The sequence below is a fragment of the Pseudomonas sp. genome, from assembly GCF_017744435.1.
Classification (GTDB): Bacteria; Pseudomonadota; Gammaproteobacteria; order Pseudomonadales; family Pseudomonadaceae; genus Aquipseudomonas.
The window spans coordinates 39,458-55,958 of record NZ_JAGIBG010000017.1 but is presented as its reverse complement, the minus strand read 5'-3'; the positions used below and the strand labels follow the sequence as shown (position 1 = coordinate 55,958).

The 16,501-nt window shown below is 62.9% G+C and carries 15 protein-coding genes; 14 read left to right on the top strand and 1 reads right to left on the bottom strand.

Translation table 11 applies throughout. From position 1 onward, the window contains the following. Positions 1–53: 53 nt before the first annotated feature. The 4 genes from J7573_RS13850 (at position 54) to J7573_RS13835 (ending at position 4,169) form a co-directional block, all read left to right on the top strand. A complete protein-coding gene (locus J7573_RS13850; protein ID WP_294335637.1) occupies positions 54–1,148 on the top strand; it encodes a polyamine ABC transporter substrate-binding protein in 1,095 nt (364 codons plus the stop codon). 71 nt (positions 1,149–1,219) lie between these two features. After that, positions 1,220–2,362: a polyamine ABC transporter ATP-binding protein gene (potA, locus tag J7573_RS13845; RefSeq protein ID WP_294335636.1), complete on the top strand. Its 1,143-nt coding sequence runs from the start codon at positions 1,220–1,222 to the stop codon at positions 2,360–2,362. A gap of 35 nt (positions 2,363–2,397) precedes the next feature. Continuing rightward, positions 2,398–3,279 (top strand): ABC transporter permease subunit, encoded by an 882-nt coding sequence (locus J7573_RS13840; RefSeq protein WP_176507617.1) that lies wholly within the window; start codon positions 2,398–2,400, stop codon positions 3,277–3,279. Then, the gene (locus J7573_RS13835) at positions 3,276–4,169 is read left to right on the top strand and encodes an ABC transporter permease subunit (RefSeq protein WP_110632738.1); all 894 of its coding nucleotides are present in this window, start codon (positions 3,276–3,278) and stop codon (positions 4,167–4,169) included. The genes J7573_RS13840 and J7573_RS13835 overlap by 4 nt, the downstream gene beginning before the upstream one ends. A 106-nt stretch (positions 4,170–4,275) precedes the next feature. On the opposite strand, the gene J7573_RS13830 is transcribed toward J7573_RS13835, so the two are convergent. After that, positions 4,276–4,731 (bottom strand): transposase, encoded by a 456-nt coding sequence (locus J7573_RS13830; RefSeq protein WP_294335632.1) that lies wholly within the window; start codon positions 4,729–4,731, stop codon positions 4,276–4,278. A gap of 278 nt (positions 4,732–5,009) precedes the next feature. Between J7573_RS13830 and J7573_RS13825 the strand changes: the two genes are divergently transcribed. The 10 genes from J7573_RS13825 (at position 5,010) to J7573_RS13780 (ending at position 16,500) form a co-directional block, all read left to right on the top strand. Further along, positions 5,010–6,098, top strand: a complete 1,089-nt coding sequence (locus tag J7573_RS13825; RefSeq protein ID WP_294335629.1) for an efflux RND transporter periplasmic adaptor subunit — start codon at positions 5,010–5,012, stop codon at positions 6,096–6,098. Continuing rightward, positions 6,095–7,159 (top strand): efflux RND transporter periplasmic adaptor subunit, encoded by a 1,065-nt coding sequence (locus J7573_RS13820; protein ID WP_294335628.1) that lies wholly within the window; start codon positions 6,095–6,097, stop codon positions 7,157–7,159. The genes J7573_RS13825 and J7573_RS13820 overlap by 4 nt, the downstream gene beginning before the upstream one ends. Continuing rightward, positions 7,156–10,221 carry an efflux RND transporter permease subunit gene (locus J7573_RS13815; protein WP_294335626.1) on the top strand — a complete coding sequence of 1,022 codons (3,066 nt, stop codon included), beginning with the start codon at positions 7,156–7,158 and terminating at the stop codon, positions 10,219–10,221. Before J7573_RS13820 ends, J7573_RS13815 begins: the two co-directional genes overlap by 4 nt. Before the next feature lie 239 nt (positions 10,222–10,460). Beyond that, positions 10,461–10,643 carry a sulfur starvation response protein OscA gene (gene oscA / locus J7573_RS13810; protein ID WP_016712582.1) on the top strand — a complete coding sequence of 61 codons (183 nt, stop codon included), beginning with the start codon at positions 10,461–10,463 and terminating at the stop codon, positions 10,641–10,643. 50 nt (positions 10,644–10,693) lie between these two features. After that, positions 10,694–11,701: a sulfate ABC transporter substrate-binding protein gene (locus tag J7573_RS13805; protein WP_294335623.1), complete on the top strand. Its 1,008-nt coding sequence runs from the start codon at positions 10,694–10,696 to the stop codon at positions 11,699–11,701. Positions 11,702–11,885: 184 nt separating this feature from the next. Further along, on the top strand, positions 11,886–12,704 hold the full coding sequence (gene cysT / locus J7573_RS13800; protein ID WP_294335622.1) for a sulfate ABC transporter permease subunit CysT: 819 nt from the start codon (positions 11,886–11,888) through the stop codon (positions 12,702–12,704). Between the two features lie 10 nt (positions 12,705–12,714). Beyond that, a complete protein-coding gene (cysW, locus tag J7573_RS13795) occupies positions 12,715–13,587 on the top strand; it encodes a sulfate ABC transporter permease subunit CysW (RefSeq protein ID WP_085676373.1) in 873 nt (290 codons plus the stop codon). Positions 13,588–13,590: 3 nt separating this feature from the next. Next, positions 13,591–14,580 carry a sulfate ABC transporter ATP-binding protein gene (locus J7573_RS13790; RefSeq protein WP_152955479.1) on the top strand — a complete coding sequence of 330 codons (990 nt, stop codon included), beginning with the start codon at positions 13,591–13,593 and terminating at the stop codon, positions 14,578–14,580. Positions 14,581–14,965: 385 nt separating this feature from the next. Beyond that, positions 14,966–15,751 (top strand): energy transducer TonB, encoded by a 786-nt coding sequence (locus J7573_RS13785; RefSeq protein ID WP_294335619.1) that lies wholly within the window; start codon positions 14,966–14,968, stop codon positions 15,749–15,751. 29 nt (positions 15,752–15,780) lie between these two features. After that, positions 15,781–16,500 carry a MotA/TolQ/ExbB proton channel family protein gene (locus J7573_RS13780; RefSeq protein ID WP_294335618.1) on the top strand — a complete coding sequence of 240 codons (720 nt, stop codon included), beginning with the start codon at positions 15,781–15,783 and terminating at the stop codon, positions 16,498–16,500. Position 16,501: the final 1 nt, after the last annotated feature.

The window sequence follows — 16,501 nt, the reverse complement described above, 5'->3', positions numbered from 1 at the left end:
TTGTACCCAATAAGTACGCCGTCACCCAGGCACTGATTGTGAGGACCACCCACTTGTCTATTTCTGTTTTACGCAAGGCCTTGATGGCTGGAGCGGGCCTGACGCTGGCATGCAGCGTCCAAGCGGCGCCTACGGTGCACTTCTACAACTGGTCGGACTATATCGGCCCGAATACCCTCGCGGACTTCGAGAAAGAAACGGGCATCAAACCCGTGCAGGACGTTTTCGATTCCAACGAAACCCTGGAAGGCAAACTGCTGGCCGGCAATACCGGCTATGACGTGGTGGTGCCGTCCAACCATTTCCTCGGCAAGCAGATCAAGGCGGGCGCGTTCCAGAAGCTCGACAAGAACCTGCTGCCCAATTATTCCAATCTCGACCCGGCACTGATGAAGCGCCTGGAAAAGAACGACCCGGGCAACCAGTACGCCGTGCCTTACCTGTGGGGCACCAACGGCATCGGTTACAACGTCGACAAGGTCAAGGCCACGCTGGGCGTGGACAAGATCGACTCCTGGGCCGTGCTGTTCGAACCCGAGAACATGAAGAAGCTCTCCAAGTGCGGCGTGGCCTTCCTCGACTCGGCGGACGAAATGCTCCCGGCGGTGCTCAACTACATGGGGCTCAACCCCAACAGCACCGACCCCAAGGATTACGCCAAGGCCGAGCAGAAGCTGCTGGCCGTACGCCCGTACGTGACCTACTTCCACTCGTCCAAGTACATCACCGACCTGGCCAACGGCGACATCTGCGTCGCGGCAGGTTTCTCGGGTGATGTGTTCCAGGCCAAGGCCCGCGCTGAAGAAGCGAAGAAGGGCGTGAACCTGGCCTACGCCATTCCCAAGGAAGGCGGCAACCTCTGGTTCGACGTACTGGCGATTCCCAAGGACGCCAAGAACGTCAAGGAGGCCCACGCCTTCATCAACTATTTGCTGAAACCTGAGGTTATCGCCCAGGTCAGTGATTACGTCGGTTACGCCAACCCGAACCCCAAGGCTGGCGACCTGATGGACCAGGCCGTGAGGACTGACGCTGCGGTTTATCCACCGCAGGAAGTGCTGGACAAGATGTTCGTGAACTCAGAGTTGCCGCCCAAGGTGCAGCGTCTGATGACCCGTAGCTGGACCAAGGTCAAGTCGGGCAAGTAATTATCCAGACCCGCTGCGGTACCTGGAACACAGGCCGCGCGGGCACAAAAATCTTGTTGGGAGTTTCACTCATGGCAGTTGCCTCCGGTGCCTATAAAAAAGCCCTCGAGGGTGGCCAGCAACCCAAGCAGGTGCTGGTCAAGATCGACCGGGTTACAAAAAAGTTCGACGAAACGATCGCCGTGGACGATGTGTCCCTGGAAATCCGCAAAGGCGAGATCTTCGCCCTGCTGGGTGGCTCCGGTTCCGGCAAATCGACCTTGCTGCGTATGCTGGCAGGTTTCGAGCGCCCGACTGAAGGACGGATCTTCCTCGATGGCGTCGACATCACCGATATGCCGCCGTACGAGCGGCCGATCAACATGATGTTCCAGTCCTACGCGCTGTTCCCGCACATGACCGTGGCGCAGAACATCGCCTTCGGCCTGCAGCAGGACAAGATGCCCAAGGCCGAGATCGACGCCCGCGTGGCCGAGATGCTCAAGCTGGTACACATGACCCAGTACGCCAAGCGCAAGCCACACCAGCTCTCCGGTGGCCAGCGCCAGCGGGTGGCCCTGGCCCGTTCCCTGGCCAAGCGCCCCAAGCTGCTGTTGCTCGACGAGCCGATGGGCGCGCTGGACAAGAAACTGCGTTCGCAGATGCAGCTGGAACTGGTGGAAATCATCGAGCGCGTAGGCGTGACCTGCGTGATGGTGACCCACGACCAGGAAGAGGCCATGACCATGGCCCAGCGCATCGCCATCATGCACCTGGGCTGGATCGCCCAGATCGGCTCGCCGGTGGATATCTACGAGACCCCGACCAGCCGCCTGGTGTGCGAATTCATCGGTAACGTCAACCTGTTCGACGGTGAAGTGGTCGACGACGCCGAAGGCCACGCGATCATTGCCAGCCCGGAACTGGAGCGCAAGATCTACGTCGGCCACGGCATCACCACCTCGGTGGAAGACAAGCACATCACCTACGCCCTGCGCCCGGAGAAAATGCTGGTCACCTCCCAGCAACCGACCTGCGAGCACAACTGGTCGCGCGGCAAGGTCCACGACATCGCTTACCTGGGCGGCCACTCGGTGTTCTACGTCGAGCTGCCAAGCGGCAAGATCGTCCAGTCGTTCGTCGCCAACACCGAGCGCCAGGGCGCACGCCCGACCTGGGGCGATGAAGTGTACGTGTGGTGGGAAGACGACAGCGGCGTGGTACTGCGGTCATGAAACCTCGCAAGCTCAAGCGAGCCTTCCAGCGCCTTATCCCGGAGGGACGGCACCTGGTGATCGGCGTGCCGTTCATCTGGCTGTTCCTGTTCTTCATGCTGCCGTTCTTCATCGTGCTGAAGATCAGCTTCGCCGAAGCCGACGTGGCGATCCCGCCGTATACCGAGATCTACACCTACGTCGAAGACAAGATCCAGTTGGTGCTAAACCTGGCCAACTACGGCCTGCTGACCGAGGATGAGCTGTACATCTCGGCCTACCTGGGCTCGTTGAAGATGGCCTTCTTCAGCACCCTGCTGTGCCTGTTGATCGGCTACCCGATGGCCTACGCCATCGCCAACGCCAAGAAGGAGACCCAGACAGTCCTGCTGCTGCTGATCATGATGCCGACCTGGACCGCGATCCTGATCCGCGTCTATGCCTGGATGGGCATCCTCAGCAACAACGGGCTGCTCAACGGCTTCCTGCTGTGGACCGGATTGATCGATCAGCCGTTGCAGATCCTCAACACCAACCTGGCGGTGTACATCGGTGTGGTCTATTCGTACCTGCCGTTCATGATCCTGCCGCTGTTCGCCAACCTGGTGAAGCACGACCCTTCGCTGCTGGAGGCTGCTTCGGACCTGGGTTCGAGCACTTTCAACAGCTTCTGGAAGATCACCGTGCCGCTGTCGAAGAACGGCATCATCGCCGGCTGCATGCTGGTGTTCATCCCGGTGGTGGGCGAGTTCGTGATTCCTGAACTGCTCGGCGGCCCGGAAACCCTGATGATCGGTAAAGTGCTGTGGCAGGAATTCTTCAACAACCGTGACTGGCCGGTGGCATCCGCCCTGGCGGTGGTGATGCTGGCGATCCTGATCGTGCCGATCCTGCTGTTCAACCGCAGCCAGGCTAAAGAAATGGAGGGCAGAGCATGAAGCGCTTCAGTTTTTCCAAGCTGATGCTGGTGCTCGGCTTGCTGTTCATCTACCTGCCGATGCTGATCCTGGTGATCTACTCGTTCAACGCCTCCAAGCTGGTGACGGTCTGGGGCGGCTGGTCGGTGAAGTGGTACGTCGGCCTGCTCGACAACACCCAGCTGATGGGTTCGGTGATGCGCTCGCTGGAAATCGCCTGCTACACGGCGGTGGCTGCAGTGGCACTGGGTACCCTGGCGGCCTTCGTGCTGACCCGGGTCACCCGCTTCAAGGGCCGCACGCTGTTCGGCGGCCTGGTCACCGCACCGCTGGTCATGCCTGAGGTGATCACCGGTCTGTCGCTGTTGCTGCTGTTCGTGGCTATGGCACAGATGATCGGCTGGCCGCAGGAGCGTGGCATCGTCACCATCTGGATCGCCCACACCACGTTCTGCGCGGCGTATGTGGCGGTGGTGGTGTCGGCACGCCTGCGTGAGCTGGACCTGTCGATCGAGGAAGCGGCGATGGACCTGGGTGCCAAGCCGTGGAAGGTGTTCTTCCTGATCACCATCCCGATGATCGCGCCGTCCCTGGCGGCGGGCGGCATGATGTCGTTCGCACTGTCGCTGGATGACCTGGTACTGGCCAGCTTCGTGTCCGGCCCAGGCTCGACCACCCTGCCGATGGAAGTGTTCTCGGCGGTGCGTCTGGGCGTGAAGCCTGAGATCAACGCCGTGGCCAGCCTGATCCTGCTGTCGGTATCGCTGGTGACCTTCTTCGTCTGGTTCTTCAGCCGCCGCGCCGAAGAGCGTCGTCGCAAGGCGATCCAGCAGGCGATCGAAGAGGGTGCGGCGGCCAACGCCTCGCAGCCACAGGTCAAGCGCCCGACTCAGGTTGCAGCGTCGGCCTGACCCGGCCCTTTCGCGGGCACGCCCGCTCCCACAGGTACAGCACAGGTTTCAAGGCCTGCGCCGTACCTGTGGGAGCGGGCAAGCCCGCGAAGGCCCCAACACCGATTCAAAGCCATACCGCATCCCAGTGTGGATAGTCCCTGATACTCCTGACCAATCCAGCCCTCAAAGGATTGGCCACAATGTACCGGGCTGCATGCACCACATTTTCTTCCCGCCGCAACGCATGATCATGGTAGCCCGGTTGCCATATCGGCTTGTGCCTGACACCTGCCTTGTGCAACGCAATGGCTGTGCGTGATTTGAACTTGCGCATCAGCGTGCCCAATGTCACTTCTTTCAGCTCGACCAGCCAATGCAGATGGTCCGGCATCACTACCCAGGCCAGTGAATGGCAGTCCTGAATGTCATTCGAGACCCGCAGGTGTTTGACCACCAGGCGAGCATGGTGGAAGTCATGGAACAGTGGCTGACGCTGGTATGTGATGGTGGTCAGCATGTAGAGCCTACCAGGCTCGGAAAAGCGCCCACGGCGCAGTCGGTGGGATTCGGCCAACGGCATTGTGATCTTCCTTGAAATTAAACTTCCCTTTGTAAGTTAGCGACTGAAGCGGGTTGCCGTGCGGCCGATGGTTTCTGGATATGGCAGAAGTCAGCTCCCACAGGTACAGCACAGGTTTCAAGGCCTGCGCCCTCCCTGTGGGAGCGGGCGTGCCCGCGAAGAGGCCGCCACAGCCGCTGAAAATGCCGAACTGATCCCGGTCAGTGCCGTTTATCCAACCCTGAACTACGCTGACACTCGCATTCCACGAATCATTTGCGCGCAAGCAAGGAGCCTGCATGACGTTGATGCGTCCGCTGTTGGTCGTTTGCCTGGGGCTGTTGCCCCTGTTGTCAGGCTGTAGCAAGGAAGAAACCACTGAAACACTGCCTAGGGTTGGCGTACAACAGGTTTCCCCCACCGATTTCGCTGCCAGGGTCACCCTGACCGGCGACGTGCAGGCACGGGTGCAGACCGACCTGTCGTTCCGTGTGGGTGGCAAGATCATTTCCCGTAGCGTCGATGTCGGTGACCACGTCAAGGCCAATCAGGTATTGGCGCGGCTCGACCCGAAAGACCTGCAGAACAATGTCGACTCGGCCAAGGCCGAGGTGTTCGCTGCCCAGGCACGGGTCACCCAGACCAGCGCCGCCTTCGTGCGCCAGCAGAAACTGCTGCCCAAGGGCTATACCAGCCAGAGCGAATACGATTCCGCCGAGGCCGCGCTGCGCAGCGACCAGAGCGCGCTGAAGGCTGCCCAGGCGGAACTGGCCGATGCCAATGAGCAACTGGGCTACACCGCGCTGGTGTCCGAAGCCGATGGCGTGATCACCGCGCGCCAGGCCGAGGTCGGCCAGGTGGTGCAGGCAACCATGCCGATCTTCAGCCTGGCCCGCGACGGCGACCGCGATGCGGTGTTCAACGTCTACGAATCACTGCTGGTGGCGCCGCCGAGCGACGTCGGTGTCATCGTCAGCTTGCTGGACGATCCCAAGGTCCAGGCTCACGGCTTTGTCCGTGAAATCACCCCCACCGTGTCGGCGCAAAGCGGCACCGTGCAGGTCAAGGTGGCACTCAAGGACGTGCCGCCGGGCATGCAGCTGGGCGCGCCAGTCACTGCCAGCACCAATGCGGTGGGGCGGCCAAGCATCGAGCTGCCGTGGTCGGCGCTGACCAAGGCGCTGCATGAACCGGCAGTCTGGGTGGTGGGCGAGGGCGACAAGGTCGAATTGCGCAAGGTTGAAGTCAGCCGCTACCTGACCGGCAAGATCGTGGTCGCCAGCGGCCTGAAGGCCGGCGAGACCGTGGTGGTGGTCGGTAGCCAGCTGCTGCACCCCGGCATGCAGGTGCAGAAGGTCGATGCCAAGACTGCGGGAGGTGAGCTATGAAGCGCCTGCTGATACTGTCGGCCGGCCTGCTGCTGGCTGCCTGCGGAAGCGAGGAAGAAGCGCCCGAGCCGATCCGGCCGGTGCTGTCGGTAAAGGTAGAGCCTCAGATGCAGTCGCAGCTGGGCCGCTTCGCCGGCCTGGTCGAGGCGCGCTTCGAAAGCACCTTGGGCTTCCGGGTGGGCGGGCGCATTGCCCGGCGTTGGCTGGATGTGGGCGCCCAGGTGAAACCGGGCGACACCCTGGCCACGCTCGACCCCACCGACCAGCAGAACCAGCTGCGTGCCGCCGAAGGCGACCTGGCCAAGGTGCAGGCGCAGTGGATCAATGCCCAGGCCGATGCCCGCCGCCAGCAACAGCTGTTCGATCGCGGCGTCGGCGCCCAGGCCCAGCTGGATATTGCCCAGACCAACCTGAAAACCACCAGCGCAGCGCTGGAGCAGGCGCGCTCTGCGCTTAGCCAGGCCCGCGACCAGCTCGACTACAGCACCTTGCGCACCGACCACGCAGCGGTGATCACGGCTTGGCAGGCCGAGGCCGGGCAAACCGTTACCGCAGGCCAGTCTGTGGTCACCCTGGCCCGGCCGGACGTGAAAGAGGCCGTGATCGACTTGCCCATCGGCCTGGCCGAGCAGTTGAACAAAGACCTGACCTTCACCGTCGCCTTGCAACTCGACCCGACCATCAACACCACGGCCACCCTGCGTGAACTGGAGCCCCAGGCCGATGCCGCCACCCGTACCCGCCGCGCCCGGCTGACCCTGGCGAGCACACCGGCTGCCTTCCACCTGGGCACGGCGATCAGTGTGACCCTGAGCTCGCAAGTGTCCCCACGCAGCGAGCTGCCGCTGAGTGCCTTGTTCGAGCGCGATGGCAAGACTCAAGTCTGGGTGATCGACACTCAGCAGAAAACCGTGGGTACCCGCGACGTCACCCTGATCGACCGTACTGCCGACAGCATCGTCCTGGCCGCGGGCGTGCAGCCCGGCGAGCGCGTGGTGACAGCGGGCGTGAACAGCCTCAAGCCTGGCCAGAAGGTCACCTTCGACGAGGATGCGCAATGAAAGGAAGCTTCAACCTGTCCGAATGGGCGCTCAAGCATCAATCGTTCGTCTGGTACCTGATGTTCGTCGGCCTGCTGATGGGCATTTTCTCGTACTTCAACCTTGGCCGTGAGGAAGACCCTTCGTTCACCATCAAGACCATGGTGATCCAGACCCGCTGGCCAGGTGCGACCCAGGACGAAACCCTGTACCAGGTCACCGACCGCATCGAGAAGAAGCTCGAAGAACTGGACTCCCTCGACTACACCAAGAGCTACACCCGCCCGGGCGAGTCGACGGTGTACGTGTACCTGCGCGACACCACCAAGGCCAAGGACATCCCGCAAATCTGGTACCAGGTGCGCAAGAAGATCTCCGATATCCGTGGCCAGTTCCCCGCCGGTATCCAGGGGCCCGGGTTCAACGACGAATTCGGCGACGTGTTCGGTTCGATCTACGCCTTCACCGCCGACGGCCTGACCCTGCGTCAGCTGCGTGACTACGTGGAGCAGGCGCGCGCCGAAGTCCGCGATGTGCCCAACATCGGCAAGATCGAGCTGGTCGGCACCCAGGACGAAGTGCTGTACCTGAACTTCTCGACCCGCAAGCTGGCAGCCCTGGGCATCGACCAGCGCCAGGTCATGCAGGCCTTGCAACAGCAGAACGCAGTGACCCCGGCCGGGGTGATCGAAGCAGGCCCCGAGCGCATCTCGGTACGCACCACCGGGCAGTTCGCCTCGGAAAAGGACCTGCAGACCGTCAACCTGAAGATCAACGACCGCTTCTTCCGCCTGGCTGACATCGCCGACATCCAGCGTGGCTATGTCGACCCGCCGTCGCCGATGTTCCGCTACAACGGCCAGACCGCCATCGGCCTGGCCATCGGCATGAAGGCCGGCGGCAACATGCAGGTATTTGGCGCGGCGCTGAAAAAACGCATGGATCGGGTGGTCCAGGACCTGCCGGTCGGCGTTGGCGTCCACACCGTGTCGGACCAGGCCGTGGTGGTCAAGCAGGCAGTCGGCGGCTTCACCAGCGCGCTGTTCGAAGCGGTGGTGATCGTGCTGGCGGTGAGCTTCGTCAGCCTCGGCATGCGTGCCGGCCTGGTGGTGGCCTGCTCGATTCCGCTGGTGCTGGCGATGGTGTTCGTGTTCATGGAATACAGCGGCATCACCATGCAGCGGATTTCGCTGGGTGCGCTGATCATCGCCCTCGGCTTGCTGGTGGATGACGCGATGATCACCGTCGAGGTGATGGTCACGCGCCTGGAAATGGGCGAGAGCAAGGAGCAGGCGGCCACGTTCGCCTACACCTCGACGGCGTTCCCCATGCTGACCGGTACCCTGGTGACGGTGGCCGGCTTCGTGCCCATCGGCCTCAATGCCAGTTCGGCGGGTGAGTACACCTACACGCTGTTCGCGGTGATCGCGGTGGCGCTGATGGTGTCGTGGGTGGTGGCGGTGTTCTTTGCCCCGGTGCTGGGCGTGCACATTCTCAGCAGCTCCAAGCTCAAGGCCCATGAAGCCGAGCCAGGGCGGGTCGGCCGCGCTTTCGAGCATGGCCTGCTGTGGTGCATGCGCAACCGTTGGCTGACCATCATCGGCACCATATTGCTGTTTGCCCTGGCGATCTTCTGCGAGCGCTTCGTGCAGAACCAGTTCTTCCCGTCATCGGACCGCCCGGAAATCCTCGTCGACCTCAACCTGCCGCAGAACGCCTCGATCGAGGAAACCCGCAAGGTGGTCGACCGCTTCGAGGCGCGCATCAAGGATGACCCGGACCTGGTGAGCTGGAGCACCTACATCGGCCAGGGCGCCATTCGCTTCTACCTGCCCCTCGACCAGCAGTTGCAGAACCCGTATTACGCGCAGTTGGTGATCGTCAGCAAAGGCTTCGAAGAGCGCAAGGGCATGATGCAGCGGCTGCAGAAGCTCCTGCATGAGGACTTCGTCGGCATTGGCGTGAACGTGCAGTCGCTGGAGATGGGCCCGCCAGTAGGCCGGCCGATCCAGTACCGGGTCAGCGGCGCCAACATCGACGAGGTGCGCAAGCACGCCATCGACCTGGCCACCTTGCTCGACCAGAACGAGCACATCGGCGAGATGATCTACGACTGGAACGAGCCCGGTAAGGTGCTGCGCGTGGAAATCGCCCAGGACAAGGCGCGTCAGCTGGGGCTGTCGTCGGAGGACGTGGCCAATGTGATGAACAGTATCGTCAGCGGGGTGAACATCACCCAGGTCAACGACAACATCTACCTGGTCAACGTGGTCGCCCGCGCCGAGGATAAAGAGCGGGGTTCACCCGATACCCTGCAGAACCTGCAGATCCTGACCCCCAACGGCACCTCGATCCCGCTGCTGTCGTTCGCCACCGTGCGCTACGAACTGGAGCAGCCGCTGGTATGGCGCCGTGACCGCAAGCCGACCATCACCATCAAGGCCTCGGTCACCGGCGATATCCAGCCTACCGACCTGGTCGCCCAGCTCAAGCCGCAGATCGACGAGTTCGCCAGCAAGCTGCCAGTGGGCTTCGAAGTGGCCACCGGCGGTACCGTGGAGGAGAGCGCCAAGGCCCAAGGGCCGATCCGCAAGGTTATCCCGTTGATGCTGTTCCTCATGGCGACCTTCCTGATGATCCAGCTGCACAGCGTGCAGAAGCTGTTCCTGGTGGTCAGCGTGGCGCCGCTGGGGCTGATCGGGGTGGTGCTGGCGCTGGTGCCGACGGGCACGCCGATGGGCTTTGTGGCGATCCTCGGCATCCTTGCGCTGGCGGGCATCATCATTCGCAACTCGGTGATCCTGGTGACCCAGATCGACGAGTTCGAGGCCCAGGGCTTCTCGCCGTGGGATGCGGTGGTGGAGGCGACCAACCACCGGCGCCGGCCGATCCTGCTGACGGCGGCGGCCGCGAGCCTGGGCATGATTCCGATTGCCCGCGAGGTGTTCTGGGGCCCGATGGCCTACGCCATGATCGGCGGGATCATCGTCGCGACCCTGCTGACGCTGTTGTTCCTGCCGGCGCTGTACGTGGCCTGGTACAAGATCCGCGAGCCTGAAAACAGTACCAAAATCCAACACTGAACCCTGTGGGAGCGGGCTTGCCCGCGAATGCGATGGTGGATTCACTACCGTATTCGCGGGCAAGCCCGCTCCCACAGAGGCATTTTGTCGCCCGCAAGATCATCACTTCATTCTGGTTATATAAACATTCTTAAACAGTATTTTTAAGAATAACCCCGCCTCACTACTATTGCCCTCAAGCCAGGCAATAAACCCCCTTCAAATCCCTGCCCGGCACCCTCACTCCAAGGAGAACGAGCATGAGTGCATCGCTGCGTAGCATCGACGGTCAGGACGAAGCCACCATTCTGCGTGAGATCCAGAGCGCCTTGCGCGACCTGCGTTTCGGTGCGGTGGAAATCACCGTGCACAACGCCCAGGTGGTGCAGATCGAACGCAAGGAGAAGTTCCGCCTGCAACAGCCCGGCAACAAGGCCGGCTGATTCGCGCCACAACATCCAGAACTAGAAAAATGCCAATCGGGAGCTTCACCATGTCCATCCGCCGTTATGCGCTTGCCGCCCTGGCCAGTGCTGTTTTTGCCGGTTCCGCCATCGCCAAGGACTACGAACTGCTGAACGTGTCCTACGACCCGACCCGTGAGCTGTACCAGCAGTACAACGCCGAGTTCATCAAGCACTGGCAACAGGCCCACCCGGGCGACAAGGTGAAGATCCAGCAATCCCACGGCGGCTCGGGCAAGCAGGGCCGTGCAGTGATCGACGGCCTGCGCGCCGACGTGGTGACCCTGGCCCTGGCCGGTGATATCGACGAGATCGCCAAGCTCGGCAAGACCCTGCCGGACGACTGGCAGACCCGCCTGCCGAACGCCAGCACCCCGTACACCTCGACCATCGTGTTCCTGGTGCGCAAGGGCAACCCGAAAGGCATCAAGGACTGGGGCGACCTGATCAAGAAGGACGTCTCGGTCATCACCCCCAACCCGAAAACCTCCGGTGGTGCCCGCTGGAACTTCCTCGCCGCCTGGGCCTATGGCCTGAAGACCGGCGGCAGTGAAGAGAAGGCCAAGGCCTATGTGCAGGAGCTGTTCAAGCACGTACCCGTGCTGGATACCGGTGCTCGCGGCTCGACCATCACCTTCGTCAACAACGGTCAGGGCGACGTGTTGCTGGCGTGGGAAAACGAAGCCTTCCTGGCGCTGAAGGAAGACGGTGGCGCCGACAAGTTCGACATCGTCGTGCCGTCGCTGTCGATCCTTGCCGAACCGCCAGTGGCAGTGGTCGACAAGAACGCCGAGAAGAAGGGCAATACCGAGATCGCCACCGAATACCTCAAGCACCTGTACAGCCCGGCCGGGCAGAAGATTGCAGCCGAGAACTTCTACCGCCCGCGTGACGAGAAAGTCGCTGCCGAATTTGGCAAGCAGTTCCCGAAACTGGACCTGGTGACCATCGACAAGGACTTCGGTGGCTGGAAGACTGCACAACCGAAGTTCTTCAATGATGGCGGTGTGTTCGACCAGATCTATCAGGCACAGTAAGGGCCAAGGAAAAGCGGGGGCCGCTGCGCAGCCCTTTCGCGACGCAAGGCCGCTCCTACAGGGAAACGCGATCCATGTAGGAGCGGCCTTGCGTCGCGAAAGGGGCGCAGAGCGGCCCCAGGATTCAAAAGCCTGCACCGGCCCGGCATTGCTCCGGGCCAGGTGCGTTCAACCAGGGATATTTATGTCACGTCGCATTTCCCCCGTCATACCCGGCTTCGGGCTGACGCTGGGCTACACCTTGGTGTACCTCAGCCTGATCGTGCTGATACCGCTGGCGGCCATGTTCATCCATGCCTCGCAGCTGACCTTCGAGCAGTTCTGGAATGTCGTCAGTGCGCCGCGGGTGATCGCCGCGCTCAAGCTGAGTTTCGGCACCGCCCTGTTCGCCGCCATCATCAATGGTGTGATCGGCACCCTGCTGGCTTGGGTGCTGGTGCGCTACACCTTCCCCGGGCGTAAGGTCATCGACGCGATGATCGACCTGCCGTTCGCCCTGCCCACCGCCGTTGCCGGTATTGCCCTGACTGCCCTGTACGCGCCTGCGGGCTGGGTTGGCCAGTTCGCCACCGACCTCGGTTTCAAGATCGCCTACACGCCGTTGGGCATCACCCTGGCGCTGACCTTCGTCACCCTGCCGTTCGTGGTACGCACGGTGCAACCGGTGCTGGCGGATATCCCGCGTGAAGTCGAAGAGGCCGCGGCATGCCTGGGCGCGAAACCGTTACAGGTGTTTCGCCATATCCTCGCGCCAGCGCTGCTGCCAGCCTGGCTCACCGGTTTCGCCCTGGCCTTCGCCCGTGGCGTTGGCGAGTACGGTTCGGTGATCTTCATCGCCGGCAACATGCCGATGAAGACCGAGATCCTGCCGTTGCTGATCATGGTCAAGCTCGACCAGTACGACTACACCGGCGCCACGGCCATCGGCGTGTTGATGCTGGTGGTTTCCTTCATCCTGCTGCTGCTGATCAACCTGCTGCAGCGCCGCATCGAAACCCCTTGAAGGAGGCCGCATGTCCAGTTCAACCCTGAGTGCAAGCGCCGCCGCCAACGCCGCCCGGCGTGGCAGCGCCACCTCGCGGCGCGTCCTGATCGGCCTTGGCTGGCTGGTGTTCGCGCTGTTCCTGCTGCTGCCGCTGGTGATCGTGGTGTCGCAGGCGCTGAAGAACGGCTTCGGCACCTTCTTCGAGGCGATCTTCGAGCCTGATGCCTTGTCGGCGCTCAAGCTCACCTTGCTCGCCGTGGTCATTTCGGTGCCGCTGAACCTGGTGTTCGGTGTCAGCGCCGCCTGGTGCGTGAGCAAGTACAGCTTCCGTGGCAAGAGCATCCTGGTGACCCTGATCGACCTGCCGTTCTCGGTGTCGCCGGTGATCGCCGGCCTGGTCTACGTGCTGATGTTCGGCGCACAAGGCCTGTTCGGCCCCTGGCTGCAGGACCACGACATCCAGATCGTGTTCGCCCTGCCGGGCATCGTCCTGGCGACCATCTTCGTCACCGTGCCGTTCGTGGCCCGTGAGCTGATCCCGCTGATGCAGGAGCAGGGCACGCAGGAGGAAGAAGCCGCGCGCCTGCTCGGCGCCAACGGCTGGCAGATGTTCTGGCACGTGACCCTGCCGAACATCAAATGGGGCCTGATTTACGGCGTGGTGCTGTGCACCGCGCGGGCCATGGGCGAGTTTGGCGCGGTGTCGGTGGTGTCCGGCCATATCCGTGGCGTGACCAACACCTTGCCGCTGCACGTGGAGATCCTCTACAACGAGTACAACCACGTCGCGGCCTTCAGCGTGGCCAGCCTGTTGCTGATCCTGGCGCTCTTCATCCTGCTGCTCAAGCAGTGGAGCGAGAACCGTATTAACCGCCTGCGCCACAGCGCCGCGGAGGAATGATTCATGTCGATCGAAGTTCGTAACGTCAGCAAGCGCTTCAACAGCTTCCAGGCCCTGAATACCATCAACCTGGACATCAACAGCGGCGAACTGGTGGCCCTGCTTGGCCCGTCCGGCTGCGGCAAGACCACCCTGCTGCGTATCATCGCCGGCCTGGAAACCCCGGACCAGGGCAACATCGTGTTCCATGGCGAGGACGTGTCCGGCCATGACGTGCGTGATCGCAACGTCGGTTTCGTGTTCCAGCACTACGCGCTGTTCCGCCACATGAGCGTGTTCGACAACGTCGCCTTCGGCCTGCGCATGAAGCCCAAGGGCGAGCGCCCGAGCGAAAGCAAGATTGCCGAGAAGGTGCATGAGCTGCTGAACATGGTGCAGCTGGACTGGCTGTCCGACCGCTATCCCGAGCAGCTGTCCGGTGGCCAACGCCAGCGTATCGCCCTGGCCCGCGCGCTGGCTGTGGAGCCCAAGGTGCTGCTGCTGGACGAGCCGTTCGGTGCGCTCGACGCCAAGGTGCGCAAGGAGCTGCGCCGCTGGCTGGCACGGCTGCACGAGGACATCAACCTGACTTCGGTGTTCGTCACCCACGATCAGGAAGAAGCCATGGAAGTGGCCGACCGCATCGTGGTGATGAACAAGGGCGTGATCGAGCAGATCGGCTCGCCGGGCGAGGTGTACGAGAAGCCGGCCAACGATTTCGTCTACCACTTCCTTGGTGATTCCAACCGCCTGGCTTTGAGCGAGGGGCACCATGTGCTGTTCCGTCCGCACGAGGTGTCGCTGTCGCGGCATGAGACCGAGGGCCACCACGCGGCCGAGGTGCGTGATATCCGGCCTTTGGGCGCCACTACGCGGGTGACCCTGAAGGTGGAAGGGCAGAGCGAGCTGATCGAGGCCGAGGTGGTCAAGGATCACGACAGCCTGACCGGGCTGGCGCGGGGCGAGACGTTGTTCTTCCGGCCGAAGGTGTGGCAGAAGGTGGCGGATATCTGAGCCATTTCAGGTAAAGAGAACCCGGGCATGGTCCCGGGTTTTTTATTGCCTGGAAGATTGCCGGGGCTGCTTTGCAGCCCTTTCGCGACACAAGGCCGCTCCTACAGGAGTACGCGATCCCTTGTAGGAGCGGCCTTGCGTCGCGAAACGAGGGCGCAGCCCTCGCGGCAATCTGATGCCTTGAGCGAATATTTCATATGCCCCAAAAGCATCAGCCAGACACCCAACCGCCACATCCCGCGAACCCCGCGGCCTAGAGCCATCCTCTAGAAATTCATATTCTCAAAAGCTCTAACTTTAATTTTAAACATTACTTTATGAGATAAGCCCCTGCCCCCGATGATTCAGCCACACACCTGAATCAAGAACCCCAGGAGTTTGATCAATGGGTAATGTCCAGTCGGTCGTCAGGGCCTACGACCTGCCATGGCGCCCGAGCCCAGGCGACCTGGTCGAACTTGGACGGACGCTTCGCCTGCCTCTGGGCCAGTTGCGCCTGCAGCGCACCCCGGTCAGCGGCCTCAAGCGCCGTGACAAGCTGGCGTTGGGGCTGCTGGTGCTGGCCCTGCACGGCGCTGCCGCCTACTGGGTCAGCCAGGTCCCGACGCCCGCGCTGCCCGTGGTGCCGCCACAGATTCCACCCATGACCATCGAGTTCGCCGCGCCCGCGCCGCCCGTTGTGCAACCGCCGCCACCTGCGCCTGCACCGCCGGTGGCCGAGCCGCCTCCGGTGGTCGACGAGCTGGCCGCCAAACCCAAGCCGAAGCCTAAACCCGTGCCCAAACCAGTGGCCAAGCAAGCGCCCAAGCCCCAGCCCAAACCGGTCGAGGCGCCGCCGCCTGCTCCGGTTGCGGCCCCGGCGCCGCCTGCGCCACCTGCGCCGGTGCCGATCACGCCGCCCTCGGCCAGCGCCGCGTACCTGAAGAACCCGGCGCCGGAGTACCCGCAGATGGCCCTGCGCCGTGGCTGGGAAGGCACCGTGCTGCTGCGCGTCGAGGTGCTGCCCAGCGGCAAGCCGGGGCAGATCCAGGTCCAGCAGAGCAGTGGCCGTGATGCCCTCGACGCCGCCGCACTGGCTGCGGTCAAGCGCTGGAGCTTCGTCCCCGCCAAGCAGGGTGACGTGGCCCAAGCCGGCTGGGTCAGCGTGCCTATCGATTTCAAGCTTCGCTAACGTTTCGCAGAACACAGGAAGACACCATCATGAGCCTGCTGGCATCCCCCCTCGAATCCGTTGAAAGCGCAGTCATCTGGCTGCTGGTCGGTTTTTCCGTCGTCACCTGGGGCCTGGCCCTGGTCAAGGTTGCGCAGTTCGTGCGGCTGAAGCACCAGGACAGGCGCTTCCACCAGCAATTCTGGGCAGCATCGAGCCTCGACTCGGCGGCGGAAATCAGCCACGAGCTGCCTGGACCGGCCGCCCGCGTTGCCCAGTCCGGCTATGCCGCGATTGCGGTCGGTGAAGCGCACGCCAGTGACCTGAGCCACGCCATCAACCATCAGGACCGCCTCGAGCGCGCCCTGCGCCAGCAGATCGTGCGTGAACGCCGCTCGCTGGAAACCGGCCTGGCTGTGGTTGCCAGTATCGGTAGCACCTCGCCCTTCATCGGCCTGTTCGGCACCGTGTGGGGCATCATGGAAGCGCTCAAGGGCATCAGCGCGGCCGGTTCCGCCAGCCTGGAAACCGTGGCCGGGCCGATCGGCGCGGCGCTGGTCGCCACGGGTGTGGGTATCGCCGTCGCGGTGCCGGCGGTGCTGGTCTACAACTACTTCCTGCGCCGCCTCAAGCTGACCGCGGCCGACCTCGACGACTTCGCCCACGACTTCTACAGCCTGGCGCAGAAGAGTGCCTTCCGCGTGCTGGCGCACCCGGCCGTGCACAAGGCCCAGGGCGGCTTCACCCAGCCGGTGAAGGAGGCGTCCTGAC

Coding starts and splice junctions, on each gene's coding strand:
- potA (WP_294335636.1), top strand. CDS start 1,220: ATGGCAGTTGCCTCCGGTGCCTATAAAAAAGCCCTCGAGGGTGGCCAG.
- J7573_RS13780 (WP_294335618.1), top strand. CDS start 15,781: ATGAGCCTGCTGGCATCCCCCCTCGAATCCGTTGAAAGCGCAGTCATC.
- J7573_RS13820 (WP_294335628.1), top strand. CDS start 6,095: ATGAAGCGCCTGCTGATACTGTCGGCCGGCCTGCTGCTGGCTGCCTGC.
- J7573_RS13825 (WP_294335629.1), top strand. CDS start 5,010: ATGACGTTGATGCGTCCGCTGTTGGTCGTTTGCCTGGGGCTGTTGCCC.
- cysT (WP_294335622.1), top strand. CDS start 11,886: ATGTCACGTCGCATTTCCCCCGTCATACCCGGCTTCGGGCTGACGCTG.
- J7573_RS13805 (WP_294335623.1), top strand. CDS start 10,694: ATGTCCATCCGCCGTTATGCGCTTGCCGCCCTGGCCAGTGCTGTTTTT.
- J7573_RS13835 (WP_110632738.1), top strand. CDS start 3,276: ATGAAGCGCTTCAGTTTTTCCAAGCTGATGCTGGTGCTCGGCTTGCTG.
- J7573_RS13785 (WP_294335619.1), top strand. CDS start 14,966: ATGGGTAATGTCCAGTCGGTCGTCAGGGCCTACGACCTGCCATGGCGC.
- J7573_RS13815 (WP_294335626.1), top strand. CDS start 7,156: ATGAAAGGAAGCTTCAACCTGTCCGAATGGGCGCTCAAGCATCAATCG.
- J7573_RS13790 (WP_152955479.1), top strand. CDS start 13,591: ATGTCGATCGAAGTTCGTAACGTCAGCAAGCGCTTCAACAGCTTCCAG.
- J7573_RS13830 (WP_294335632.1), bottom strand. CDS start 4,731: ATGCCGTTGGCCGAATCCCACCGACTGCGCCGTGGGCGCTTTTCCGAG.
- oscA (WP_016712582.1), top strand. CDS start 10,461: ATGAGTGCATCGCTGCGTAGCATCGACGGTCAGGACGAAGCCACCATT.
- cysW (WP_085676373.1), top strand. CDS start 12,715: ATGTCCAGTTCAACCCTGAGTGCAAGCGCCGCCGCCAACGCCGCCCGG.